Origin of the sequence: Pseudomonas sp. BF-RE-25, from assembly GCF_019956105.1 — a bacterium.
GTDB lineage: Bacteria > Pseudomonadota > Gammaproteobacteria > Pseudomonadales > Pseudomonadaceae > Aquipseudomonas > Aquipseudomonas migulae.
This window is the reverse complement of sequence record NZ_JAHBDB010000027.1, coordinates 54,683-67,624: the sequence shown is the minus strand read 5'-3', so window position 1 is coordinate 67,624 and position 12,942 is coordinate 54,683. Positions and strand designations below refer to the sequence as shown.

Genomic DNA, 12,942 nt, shown 5'->3' with positions numbered 1-12,942 from the left:
TCTGTGAAATCGCCATCGCCAGCAAGCCGGCTCCTACAGGGGATTGCGTAATGGCGGATTCCGCGTAGGGCTTTTGATCTGCAAAAGCTTTTTGACAGCATCACATTTCAACAGGTTAGAATCGCTGGCACGCAGACTGCATGGTCAGTGTGTGCCCGCCTTTCAGCTTTCTGGAGTATTGCCTTTGAATGCGACGACCATCAACAGCCTGTTCTTGATCGGCGCGTTGCTGGTAGGTGCGAGCATTCTGGTGAGCTCACTTTCGTCCCGCCTCGGCATCCCGATTCTGGTGATCATCCTGGCCGTGGGCATGGCCGCTGGCGTCGATGGCGGCGGGATTATTTTCGATAACTACCCAACGGCTTATCTGGTCGGCAACCTCGCACTGGCGGTGATCCTGCTCGACGGCGGTTTGCGCACCAGGGTGTCGAGTTTTCGCGTGGCGTTATGGCCGGCGCTATCGCTGGCCACGGTCGGGGTGTTGATCACCACCGGGCTGACCGGCATGGCCGCGGCCTGGCTGTTCGATCTGAACCTGATTCAGGGCCTGCTGATTGGCGCCATCGTCGGCTCCACGGATGCTGCGGCGGTGTTCTCGCTGCTCGGCGGCAAAGGCCTGAACGAACGGGTCACCGCCAGTCTCGAAATCGAATCCGGCAGCAACGACCCGATGGCGGTGTTCCTCACCGTCACCCTGATCGACATGCTCGCCAGCGGCCAGACCGGCCTGCACTGGAGCCTGCTGACCCACCTGCTGCGCGAGTTCGGCATCGGCGGCGTGATCGGGCTCGGTGGCGGCTGGCTGATGCTGCAACTGGTCAACCGGATCAATCTGGCCACCGGCCTCTATCCGATTCTGGTGATCGCCGGCGGCCTGGTGGTGTTCGCCCTGACCAACGCCCTGCACGGCAGCGGTTTCCTCGCGGTTTACCTGTGCGGCCTGGTGATCGGCAACCGTCCGGTACGCAGCCGCCACGGCATTCTGCACATGCTCGACGGCATGGCGTGGCTGGCGCAGATCGGCATGTTCCTGGTGCTGGGCCTGTTGGTCACGCCGCACGACTTGCTGCCGATCGCCCTGCCTGCGCTGGGCCTGGCGTTGTGGATGATCCTGTTTGCACGGCCACTGTCGGTGCTGGTCGGCCTGCTGCCCTTCAAGGCCTTCCACGGTCGCGAGAAAGCCTTTATTTCCTGGGTCGGCCTGCGCGGCGCAGTCCCGATCATTCTGGCGGTGTTCCCGCTGATGGCCGGTCTGCCCAACGCCCAGCTCTACTTCAACCTCGCCTTCTTTATTGTGCTGGTGTCGCTGCTGGTACAGGGGACGAGCCTGCCGTGGATCGCCAAACTGTTAAAGGTGACGGTGCCACCGGAACCTGCGCCGATCTCGCGTTCAGCCCTGGAAGTACATGTCACCAGCGAGTGGGAGCTGTTCGTTTATCGCCTCGGTGCCGAAAAATGGTGCATCGGTTCGCCCCTTCGTGAACTGAAAATGCCCGAAGGCACACGCATCGCCGCACTGTTTCGTGGCCAGCAACTGCTCCATCCGTCGGGTAGTACGGTGCTCGAAGTCGATGATTTGCTCTGCGTAATCGGCCACGAACACAACCTGCCGGCCCTTGGAAAACTGTTTAGCCAGGCGCCTCAACGAGGCCTCGATTTGCGTTTCTTCGGCGACTTCGTACTCGAAGGAGATGCCCAGCTGGCGGCGGTTGCTGCCCTGTACGGGTTGAAAGTCGAAGGCATCGATCCGGATATGACTCTGGCCAGCTTCATTGCTCACAAAGTGGGCGGTGCGCCAGTCGTGGGTGACCAGGTGGAATGGAACAACACCATCTGGACCGTCGCGGTCATGGAAGGGAACAAGATCGGCAAAGTGGGCGTCAGATTCCCCGAAGGAAGTCGCCCGGGTCCGGGACTCTTCCTCTAAACTTCATTCTTCGTCTCGTTTTCGATCGGTCTCTATGTCAACCCTGCGCACCTTTTTCATCATGGCCCTGCTGGGCTTGAGTCTGTCTGTCGGCACGTTGCAAGCGGCGGAACCACCGTCCAGCGAAGCCGTGCAGGCGAGCCTGGACAAGATCGCCGACCGCAAACTGCCGGAAGCCGATCAGAAAGCCCTGCAAACGCTGCTGCAAAGCACGCTGACCCAGCTCAACAACAAGCGTGATTACGAGCGCAAGCTGGCCGATCTCAAGCAGCAACTCGCTACCGCGCCCAAGCAGAACATCGAGAACCAGCGCGAGCTGACGCGCCTGAAAGCCAGCAGCGTCATCCCTGTGGCGCAACGCTATGGCAAAGAATCCGTGCAGCAGCTCGAGCAGATGCTGACCGAGCGCGCGACCCAGCAAAGTGATCTGCAGAAAGCCCTCGCTGATGCGAACAGCCTGGTCATTACCGCCCAGACCCGCCCTGAGCGCGCCCAGGCTGAAATTTCCACCAGCCAGACACGCATCCAGCAGATCAATAACATCCTCAAGGCCGGCAAAGACAACGGCAAGACCTTGAGCAGCGAACAACGCGACCTGCTCAATGCCGAACTCGCGGCATTGAATGCGCTGATCCCGCTACGTCGCCAGGAACTGGCCGGCAACAGCCAGTTGCAGGACCTGGGCAACAGCCAGCATGACTTGCTCTCGGAAAAGTCCGACCGCCTGGATCGCGAAATCCAGGAACTGCAAAACCTGATCAACCAGAAACGCCTGGCCCAGTCCCAGGAGACGGTGACGCAGCAGTCCATCGAAGCGCAGAAGTCCGGCGGCAGCGCCCTGCTGGCCACCGAAAGTGCGGCAAACCTGAAGCTTTCGGACTACCTGCTCAAGAGCACCGACCGTCTCAACGAAGTCACCCAGCAGAACCTGCAAACCAAGCAACAACTGGACAACGTAACCCAGAGCGATTCGGCCCTCGACGAGCAAATCAGTGTGCTCAAGGGCAGCCTGCTGCTGTCGAAAATCCTCTACAAACAGAAACAGGGCCTGCCGCGCCTCAAGGTCGACCGCGACCTGGCCGACCAGATCGCCGACATTCGCCTGTATCAGTTCGAAGTCAGCCAGCAACGGGAATTGCTCAGCAACCCGGCGACCTATGTCGACAACCTGCTATCGACTCAGCCACCCGAGCAAGTCACCCCGCAACTGCGCAAGAGCCTGCTGGAACTGGCCACGACCCGCGCCGACCTGCTGGAGCGGCTGAACCGCGAACTCAGTGCGGTGCTCAACGAATCGATCACGCTGCAACTCAATCAGAAACAACTGCTCAGCACCGCGCAAAGCCTGCGGGCGACCCTCGACGAACAGATGTTCTGGATTCCCAGCAACAAGCCGCTCGATCTTGAATGGATGCGCGGCGTGCCGGAACGTCTGCAACGCCAGGTGGCGACCCTGCCGCTGGCGTCGAGCGTGAGTGAATTGATTGACGGCCTGACTCAGCGACCGCTGCTGTTTCTACCGTTGGTACTGGTGATCGGCGCCCTGCTGTGGCGGCGCAAAAGCCTGTATGCCCGACTGAACAAGGTTCACCAGGACATCGGCCACTTCAAGCGTGACAGCCAGTTGCACACGCCGCAGGCGATTCTGGTCAATATTCTGCTGGCATTGCCGGTTGCGCTAGGCCTGGCCCTGTGTGGCCTGGCCCTGCAAATCGACGCTCGGGGGCAGAATGCCAACATGGGCGCGGCGCTGCTGCAAATGGCTCAGGCCTGGCTGGTGTTCTACACCGCCTACCGGATCCTCGCGCCGGGCGGCGTCGCCGAACTGCATTTCCGCTGGGAAAAGCCTCAGGTCGAATTCCTCCAGGGCTGGGTCCGCCGTCTCGGGCTGGTGGTCATGGCGTTGGTCGCGGTGGTGGCCGTTGCCGAGCTGCAACCGGCGGGGCTGGCCGATGACGTGCTGGGCATGCCGGTCGTACTGATCTGCTACGCCTTGATGACCTGGCTGCTCAGCCGATTGCTGATCAGCAGCCCGACGCACGAAAACGCTTCGTTGTTCCGCAAAGCAGTCGGGGTCATGTTCACCGTCCTGCCTGTCGCGTTGTTCGTGGCGGTGTGCTTCGGCTACTACTACACCGCGCTGAAGCTCAGCGACCGCTTGATCAACACGCTTTACCTGCTGATGTTCTGGCTGGTGATCGAAGCCACGTTCGTCCGCGGCCTGAGCGTTGCGGCACGCCGTCTCGCCTACCAGCGCGCCCTGGCCAAACGTCAGGCAGCGAAAGAGGCCGGCGATGGCGAAGCAGTGATCGAAGAGCCGACCCTGGACATCGAGAAGGTCAACGAACAGTCGTTGCGCCTGATTCGCCTGGCGCTGCTCGGTGGCTTCATCGCTGCGCTGTACTGGGTCTGGTCTGATCTGATTTCGGTGTTCTCGTACCTCGACAACATCACCCTCTACGAATACACCAGCGGCACCGGCGCCAACATGAGCATGGTGCCGATCAGCATCGGCGACATGCTGGGGGCGCTGATCATCATCGGCATCACCTTCGCCCTCGCACGCAACTTGCCAGGTCTGCTGGAAGTGTTCGTATTGTCGAAGCTGAACCTGGCGCAGGGCAGCGCCTACGCCACGACCACGCTGCTGTCTTACGTGATCGCCGGCATCGGTTTCGTCTCGACCCTGTCCACGCTCGGCGTGAGCTGGGACAAGTTGCAGTGGCTGGTGGCGGCGCTTTCGGTGGGACTTGGTTTCGGGATGCAGGAGATTTTTGCGAACTTCATCTCCGGGATCATGATCCTGTTCGAACGCCCGGTGCGGATCGGCGACACGATCACCATCGGCAACCTGTCGGGCACGGTCAGCAAGATCCGCATCCGCGCCACGACCATCACCGACTTCGACCGCAAGGACATCATCGTCCCGAACAAGACGTTCATCACCGGGCAACTGATCAACTGGTCGCTGACCGACACCATTACCCGGGTGACCTTGAAGCTCGGCGTCGATTACGGTTCGGACCTGGACTTGGTGAAAGAACTGCTGCTCAAAGCCGCCCGGGACAACCCGCGCGTGCTGAAGGACCCAGAACCGCACGTGTACTTCCTGAACTTCGGCGAAAGCACCCTCGACCACGAGCTGCGCATGCATGTGCGCGACCTCGGTGACCGCAACCCGGTACTCGATGAGGTCAACCGCTTCATCAACCGCGAGTTCAAGAAGCAACACATCAACATTTCGTTCCGGCAGATGGAGGTTTACCTGAAGAACCTGCACGGTCAGGAATACAAAATGGTGCCCATCGAGCCGGAAGCCAAAACCATTGTGCCGCTGGTTGATGGCAAACCACCGCAAGAGCCGCCGTCCGCCAAACTCGACTAACCGCCCTATCCCTAGCAGAATGCTCGGACATTCTGCTGGAGATGGCCGGTGAAAGCCCTCGACGAACTGACCTTCGATAATCGCTTCGATCGCCTGGGCGATACGTTTTCTGCCCACGTACTGCCCGAGCCCATCGACAATCCGCGCCTGGTCGTCGCGAGCCCTGCCGCCATGGCGCTGCTCGACCTTGATCCGGCCGTGGCCGAAACCCCGGAGTTCGCCGAGCTGTTCAGCGGCCACAAGCTTTGGGCCGACGCGATTCCGCGGGCGATGGTCTATTCCGGGCATCAGTTCGGCTCCTACAACCCACAACTGGGCGACGGTCGCGGACTGCTGCTGGGCGAGGTCTACAACGAGGCCGGCGAGCATTGGGACCTGCACCTCAAGGGCGCCGGCCAGACGCCTTTTTCGCGCATGGGCGATGGCCGTGCGGTGCTGCGTTCGTCGATCCGCGAGTTCCTTGCGTCCGAAGCGCTGCATGCCCTGAACATCCCGACCACCCGTGCGTTGTGCGTGATCGGCTCCGACACGCCGGTGTGGCGCGAAAAACAGGAACGCGCAGCCATGATCCTGCGCCTGTCACCGAGCCATGTGCGCTTCGGGCATTTCGAGTATTTCTACTACACCAAACGCCCCGAAAAGCAGAAAGAGCTCGGCGAGCACGTGCTGGCCATGCACTTCCCGGAATGCCTCGAACAGCCAGAACCGTACCTGGCGATGTTCCGCGAAGTCGTCGAGCGCAATGCCGAGCTGATCGCTAAATGGCAGGCTTATGGCTTCTGCCACGGCGTGATGAACACCGACAACATGTCGATCCTCGGCATCACCTTCGACTTCGGCCCGTTCGCCTTCCTCGATGACTTCGACGCCAACTTCATCTGCAACCACTCCGATGATCAGGGCCGTTATTCCTTCAGCAACCAGGTGCCGATCGGCCAGTGGAACCTCAGCGCCCTGGCCCAGGCGCTGACGCCGTTCATCAGCGTCGAAGCCCTGCGCGAAACCCTCGGGCTGTACCTGCCGCTGTTCCAGGCTCACTACCTTGACCTGATGCGCCGCCGCCTCGGCTTCACCACCGCTGAAGACGATGACCAGAAACTGCTGGAACAGCTGCTGCAACTGATGCAGAACAGCGGCGTCGATTACAGCCTGTTTTTCCGCCGCCTCGGCGACGAGTCACCCGAGCTGGCCGTCGCCCGCTTGCGCGACGACTTCGTCGACATCAAGGGCTTCGATGCCTGGGCAGAACGCTATGTCGCCCGTGTTGCCCGCGAAGGTGAAGTGGACCAGCCACAGCGTCGCCAACGGATGCACGCGGTCAATCCGCTCTACATCCTGCGCAACTACCTGGCACAGAAAGCCATCGACGCGGCGGAAAGCGGCGACTATTCAGAGGTTCGCCGGCTGCATGCGGTGCTGAGCAAGCCGTTCGAGGAGCAGCCGGGGATGGAGGGTTACGCCGAACGGCCGCCGGAGTGGGGGAAGCATTTGGAGATCAGTTGCTCCTCTTGAGTGACTTACGGAATGTCGCCTTGATAACCACCGACTTCGACTCCAGATCAGCTTCACTGATTACCCATTTATTCAGAGCCCGATTATGTCCGACCCACTCCTCATCCCCTGCCCCCACTGCAACGGCCTCAACCGCATCCCCGCCGAGCGCCTCGGCGATCAGCCGAAATGCGGGCGCTGCAAAGCCGAGGTCTTGCTGAGCAAGCCTTTCGAATTGAAACAAGGTGATTACGCCAGTCAGATCAAGGGCGATCTGCCGTTGCTGGTGGACGTGTGGGCAGACTGGTGCGGGCCGTGCAAGTCGTTTGCGCCGGTGTTTGAACAGGCAGCCAGTCAGTTGGCGGGCAAATGCAGGCTGGCCAAGCTGGACAGCGAGGCGAATCAGCAGTTGTCGGCGCAGTTGGGGATTCGCTCGATTCCGAGCCTGATTCTGTTCAAGAACGGCCGGGAAGTGGCACGCCAGAGCGGGGCGTTTCCGTTGCCGCAGTTGATGAGCTGGTTGCGTAGCCAAGGGATTTAAGAACACCGCGATCAATTGTGGGAGCGAGCCTGCTCGCGATTGCTATCTGTCATTCAACATTGATGTTGTCTGACACACCGCTATCGCCGGCAAGCCGGTCTCGCTCCCACAGGGGTTCGGTGGTGCCGGGAAGATCAGGCATTTTCCAGCAGGTTGTGCAGCTCGACGAATTGCTGGGTCAGCTTGTGCCGTGGGTCGAGGTGGATCAGCGGCGTGTTGGCCTGATGCGATTCGCGCATGCGCACCGAAGTGCCCAGGTACACCGGCAGCACGGGCAATCCTTCGGCAATCAGCTCGTCGAGGATCTGCTGAGGCAGGCTGGCGCGGGCCTGGAACTGGTTGACGACGATGCCTTCCACTTCCAGCCCTTCGTTGTGGTCGTCCTTCAATTCTTCGATTTCCGCCAGCAAACCGTACAGTGCCTGACGCGAGAAACTGTCGCAGTCGAAGGGGATCAATACACGATCGGCGGCAATCAAGGCAGACACCGCATAAAAATTTAGCGCTGGCGGCGTATCGAGGTAGATCCGGTCGTAATCTTCGGCCAGCTCGTCGAGCAGTTTGCGCAGCTTGTTGATCTTGTGTTTCGCCTCAAGCTTGGGCTGCAAGTCCGCCAGTTCGGCGGTGGCGGTGATGACGTGGAGGTTGTCGAACGGGGTTTCGTAGATATCGACCTGGTTTTTCTTCGAGAACGGGCCTGAAGACAGCGTTTGCTTGAAGAAGTCGGCAATCCCCATCGGAATGTCATTACCGGTGAGCCCGGTGAGGTACTGGGTCGAATTGGCCTGAGCGTCGAGATCTACCAACAGGGTGCGATAGCCCTCGCTGGCACTGACCGCCGCCAGATTGCAGGCAATGCTGGATTTGCCTACGCCGCCTTTCTGATTGAATACCACGCGCCGCATGTCAAAACCTCCGTGTATCAAAGAATGACCGAGTGTAGTAGTCCACGGCGTCGCTTAGCTACCTCGCCGGCACAGGGACTACGCAGTCAGGTGCAAACACTCACTGAAAAAGCCGCCTTATCGTCCGGAAAAATGCGCCCGTAGCCAACAGACATACGCGACTCGATGTGGATAATGGCCAAACGACAGCTTTTCACGAACCAATCGGTACATTTCGTTGAGCAAAATGTAACCAGCATTTGCTACGCGCCCGCCGCAACGGGATAATGCGCGCCACTCGGCGCTCAGCGTCACGTCAGGTGAATCGCTGATTTTGCGACTTGCCGCGTCAAGAAAGCCCGCAGGGGCGGGATGAATGTCTGTGATCAACTTCAACATCGCCCAATGGCGCGCGTGGGCCCCTGGGCTCGAAAGCGTGGACGATTGGCAGGCCTGGAGCCGACAACCGGTCGTGCTGCCAAGCTGCGATGCCGCCCCCGACGTCTCGTTTCTGCCGGCCATGCAACGGCGGCGGCTCAGCCGTCTGGCGCGGATGGCGTTCAGTGTCGGCTGGCCGTTGGCCGATGGTCGCCCTGACCTACCGTTGGTCTTTATTTCCCGCCACGGCGAAACCCCGCGTACCTTCGATATCCTCAGCGATCTGGCCGCCGATCAGCCCCTGTCGCCGACCCAGTTCAGCCTGTCTGTGCACAACGCAGTCATCGGACTGTGGTCGATCATGCGCGGCGAAACCAGCGAAATGACCGCTCTGGCTGCAGCCGGCGATGGCCTTGAACACGGCATGCTAGAGGCTGCGGCGCTGCTTGGCGAAGGAGCGCCCGCAGTCCTGCTGGTGGTCACCGAAGAGCAGCCACCCGAAGCCTATTCGACCTGGATCGACGACGTGCCATTTCCCTACGCGGTGGCTTTGTTGCTCACACCGGGCAATGACTGGCAACTGTCCTTGAACAGCACTTCGGATGAGTTGTCCAAAGCCCAATGGCCCCATGCCCTGAATCTCTTGCGTACCCTGCTGGGCCAGCAGACCACCTGCCAACATGCCTGGAAAAATCGTGTATGGAACTGGCAACGCAATCGGTAACCGAAAAAAACCGCGACGCCTATTACTGGCGTTTGCTGGCCACCGCCGCAAGCTTCACCCTCTTCGGATTGGGCGGGCTGTGCCTGCGCCTGGTGGTATTCCCGGTGCTGGGCTGTCTGCCCGGCGATGCGCAGACGCACCGCTTGCGTGCGCGGCAAACCGTCAGCCGCTGTTTCTGGTTTTTCGTCCGGTTCATGGCCCGCACCGGCGTGCTGACCTACAACATCGAGGGCGCGGAAAAACTCGGCCGCCCCGGGCAAATGATCATCGCCAATCACCCATCGCTGATCGACGTGGTGTTCCTGATCGGCCTGGTGCGCCATTCCAACTGCGTGGTCAAAAGCAGCCTGTGGGAAAACCCCTTCACCCGTGGCCCGTTACGCTGCACCGAATACATCAGCAACGACGGCAGCATGGACATGCTCGACGCCGCGGCCGACGCGCTGAAAAGCGGCCAGACCCTGATCATTTTCCCCGAAGGCACCCGCACCCAGCCCGGCGAAGCACCCGCCTTCCATCGGGGTGCGGCGTCGATCGCACTGCGCGGTGCGAAAATCCTCACTCCCGTGGTCATCAAGGTCAGCCCGACCACCTTGACCAAGGCCGAACCCTGGTATCGGATCCCCAAACGTCGCGTGCACTTCAGTTTCCGTGTCGGGGCCGATATAGACCCACAGGCCTTCGCTGCACAAGGCCCGGCGCCTCAAGCCTCGCGCAAGCTCAATGATTACCTGCATCACTACTTTATTAAGGAGCTCGCCGAAGATGAGCGATCTGCACCGTGAAATAAAACTGCTGATCATCGACGCCCTTGGCCTCGAAGACATCAGCGTCGAAGACATCGGCAACGACCAGACGCTGTTCGGTGAAGGCCTGGGCCTGGACTCCGTCGACGCCCTGGAACTCGGCCTGGCGATCCAGAAAAAGTACGGCATCAAAATCGATGCCGACGCCAAGGACACCCGCAATCACTTCAGCAACGTGGCGAGCCTTGCGGCGTTCGTCACTGCAAAACAGGCAGCTTGAGACCGGACCATGCAAACTCGTGACGACATTTTCAACACCTTGCGCGATGCCTTGGTCGAACTCTTCGAGCTGGATCCAGAACGTGTCAGCCTCGACTCCAACCTGTATCAGGACCTGGAAATCGACAGCATTGACGCGGTCGACCTGATCGATCACATCAAACGCCAGACCGGCAAGAAAATCGCCGCCGAAGAATTCAAATCGGTGCGTACCGTCAGCGACGTCGTCGAGGCGGTCTACCGTCTGGTTCAGCCGGCCGCATGAGTCGACTGATCGGCCTCGGCCTGCTGCTCGCGGGGCTGCTGTACCCTTTCGCGGTGTATTTCGGCATGGAGCATTTCGCCCCGTGGCAGTTCGGCCTGCTGCTGGGCAGCCTGTGGCTGGCGCGAGCGGTGACGGGCGTGCGTCGACCGGGAAGCCTGTGGATGGCCATCGTCGCCATCGTGTTTTGCCTGTTGCTCGCACTGTTCGACAGCCCCGCCATGCTGCGCTGGTACCCCGTGCTGATCAGCGGCTTCATGCTGGCGCTGTTCGGGTTGAGCCTGAAATTCGGCCCGCCGATGATCGAGCGTCTGGCCCGCCTGCGTGAGCCACGCTTGCCGGCCAAGGCCATTCGTTACACCCGCCAGGTCACCATTGCCTGGTGCTGGTTTTTTCTTTGCAACGGATTGTGCGCCGCCGCCCTGACCCTCTGGGCGCCGCTGAGTTGGTGGATGTTGTACACCGGCCTGATCTCCTATGGATTGATCGGCCTGATGTTTGCCATTGAATGGCTCATACGACAACGGGTACGAGGCCACCCATGAATTGGATAAAACTTGAGCAACTGTTGCTCAAGGCTCAACCGGAACGCGCCGTGACGGCCGGGCCGGTGCTGAATCACGCACAATTGTGCGAACAGGCCCTGAGCCTGGCCGCCGGCCTGCAAGCGCAGGGTGTGCGGCGCATTGCCGTGCATCTGGAATGCGCCGCCGACCTGGCGATTGCCCTGCTTGGCGCCTGGCGTGCCGGGGTCAGCGTATTGCTGCCTGCCGACCTGCAACCCCAGACGCGCCAGCGCTGGTCGAGCGAAGTCGATCTGTGGCTGACGGATCAGGCCGATGACGCGCAGCTGAGCGACTATCGCCATGCGCCGCTGAGTGGCGCTGCGCTGGACCTGGATCGCTGCACGCTTAGCCTGTGCACCTCCGGCTCCAGTGGCGCGCCCAAACGCATCGACAAAAACCTGCGCCAACTGGCCAATGAAGTCGAAGCGCTGGAACACCTCTGGGGCGCCGATCTGGCTGAAGCCTGCATCATCGGCAGCGTCGCCACCCAACACATCTACGGTTTGCTGTTTCGGGTGTTGTGGCCGCTGTGTGCCGGGCGCTCGTTCGTGCGCAAGCAACTGGCCTTTCCGGAAGATTTGCAGCGCGCCAGCCGCGAACACCCGGCCTTTGCCTGGGTCGCCAGCCCGGCGCTGCTCAAACGCATGGGCGACAACCTCGACTGGCCGGCCTTGAGCGCGGTTCGTCGGGTGTTTTCCTCGGGCGGCGCATTGCCGGCCGAGGCGGCGCAAAGCCTGCAGCAACGCCTGCAACAGTGGCCGACGGAAATCTTCGGCAGCTCGGAAACCGGCGGCATTGCCTGGCGCCAGGGACTTGATTTGTGGCGGCCGTTTGCCGGCATCGAATTGAGCCAGGACAGCGATGGCGCGCTGCTCATTGCCTCGCCGTACCTGCTACCGGGCCATATTGAACACACCGCGGATGCCGCGCGAATCGCTGCCGATGGCCGCTTCGAATTGCTGGGCCGTCTGGACCGGATCGTCAAACTGGAAGAAAAACGTATCTCGCTGCCGATGCTGGAACACGCGCTGATGGCCCACGACTGGGTCGCCGAAGCGCGCCTGGGCGTGGTTCAGGAAAATCGCGCGTCACTGGGTGCATTGCTGGTGCTGAGCGAGCAAGGTTTGCATGCCTTGCGCAATCAAGGTCGACGCACCCTCACTCAGGCATTGCGCCAACACCTGAGCCAGCATTGCGAAGCCCTTGCCTTGCCTCGACGCTGGCGTTTACTGCGGCAGTTGCCGCTGAACGCTCAGGGCAAACTGCCTCAGGCCGACGTCGAAGCGCAGCTGCTCGCGCCGCGTCCAAAGGCACCACAAGTGCTGGAGCAGGTCGAAGTCGATGGCGAATGGAGCCTGCAACTGGCAGTGCCACCGGACCTCGCCTACTTCAGCGGCCATTTCCCTCAGGCGCCGGTATTGCCCGGCGTGGTGCAAGTGGATTGGGCGTTGAGCCTTGGCCAACAGTTGATGAACCTGCCGGAAAAATTCGCCGGCATGGAAGTGCTGAAGTTCCAGCAACTGGTGCGCCCCGGCGATGAAATCCAGTTACACCTGCGTTTCGATCCGGTACGCAGCAAGTTGTATTTCGCCTATCGCAACGAGACCGCCACGTGTTCCAGCGGGCGGATTTTGCTGGAGGCTTCGAGTGATGCATAAATTTGGTGAGTGCTGCGCACTCAATCGCGAGCAGGCTCGCTCCCACAGGGTGTCTGCGTCGCGCACGAATCTAGTGTGGGAGCGAGCCTGCTCGCGATGCA

General features: G+C 60.9%; 11 protein-coding genes. 10 read left to right on the top strand and 1 reads right to left on the bottom strand.

What is annotated here, in order from left to right:
- Positions 1–184 precede the first annotated feature (184 nt).
- From KGB24_RS14320 to trxC, 4 genes are all read left to right on the top strand, one after another.
- Positions 185–1,927, top strand: coding sequence for a potassium/proton antiporter (locus KGB24_RS14320; RefSeq protein WP_008025108.1), 1,743 nt, complete (start codon positions 185–187; stop codon positions 1,925–1,927).
- A gap of 34 nt (positions 1,928–1,961) precedes the next feature.
- On the top strand, positions 1,962–5,312 hold the full coding sequence (gene mscK, locus KGB24_RS14315; protein ID WP_223414632.1) for a mechanosensitive channel MscK: 3,351 nt from the start codon (positions 1,962–1,964) through the stop codon (positions 5,310–5,312).
- Between the two features lie 48 nt (positions 5,313–5,360).
- On the top strand, positions 5,361–6,824 hold the full coding sequence (gene selO / locus KGB24_RS14310; protein WP_223414634.1) for a protein adenylyltransferase SelO: 1,464 nt from the start codon (positions 5,361–5,363) through the stop codon (positions 6,822–6,824).
- A gap of 85 nt (positions 6,825–6,909) precedes the next feature.
- Positions 6,910–7,344: a thioredoxin TrxC gene (trxC, locus tag KGB24_RS14305; protein ID WP_223414635.1), complete on the top strand. Its 435-nt coding sequence runs from the start codon at positions 6,910–6,912 to the stop codon at positions 7,342–7,344.
- 134 nt (positions 7,345–7,478) lie between these two features.
- Here trxC and KGB24_RS14300 read toward each other — a convergent pair whose 3' ends face one another.
- Positions 7,479–8,249, bottom strand: coding sequence for a ParA family protein (locus KGB24_RS14300; protein ID WP_223414636.1), 771 nt, complete (start codon positions 8,247–8,249; stop codon positions 7,479–7,481).
- Between the two features lie 355 nt (positions 8,250–8,604).
- On the opposite strand from KGB24_RS14300, the gene KGB24_RS14295 reads away from it, so the two are divergent.
- From KGB24_RS14295 to KGB24_RS14270, 6 genes are read left to right on the top strand one after another with little or no spacing between them, the layout of a single operon-like run.
- Entirely contained in the window at positions 8,605–9,330 is a 726-nt protein-coding gene (locus KGB24_RS14295; protein ID WP_008025117.1) for a beta-ketoacyl synthase chain length factor, read from the top strand.
- On the top strand, positions 9,306–10,115 hold the full coding sequence (locus tag KGB24_RS14290) for a lysophospholipid acyltransferase family protein (RefSeq protein ID WP_223414637.1): 810 nt from the start codon (positions 9,306–9,308) through the stop codon (positions 10,113–10,115). Before KGB24_RS14295 ends, KGB24_RS14290 begins: the two co-directional genes overlap by 25 nt.
- Entirely contained in the window at positions 10,096–10,356 is a 261-nt protein-coding gene (locus KGB24_RS14285) for a phosphopantetheine-binding protein (protein WP_008025122.1), read from the top strand. Before KGB24_RS14290 ends, KGB24_RS14285 begins: the two co-directional genes overlap by 20 nt.
- 9 nt (positions 10,357–10,365) lie before the next feature.
- Complete coding sequence (locus KGB24_RS14280) at positions 10,366–10,620, top strand: acyl carrier protein (RefSeq protein ID WP_008025124.1); 255 nt, start codon at positions 10,366–10,368, stop codon at positions 10,618–10,620.
- Positions 10,617–11,162, top strand: a complete 546-nt coding sequence (locus tag KGB24_RS14275) for a hypothetical protein (RefSeq protein ID WP_223414638.1) — start codon at positions 10,617–10,619, stop codon at positions 11,160–11,162. Before KGB24_RS14280 ends, KGB24_RS14275 begins: the two co-directional genes overlap by 4 nt.
- Positions 11,159–12,841 carry an acyl-CoA synthetase family protein gene (locus KGB24_RS14270; RefSeq protein WP_223414639.1) on the top strand — a complete coding sequence of 561 codons (1,683 nt, stop codon included), beginning with the start codon at positions 11,159–11,161 and terminating at the stop codon, positions 12,839–12,841. Before KGB24_RS14275 ends, KGB24_RS14270 begins: the two co-directional genes overlap by 4 nt.
- The last annotated feature ends 101 nt before the right edge of the window (positions 12,842–12,942 follow it).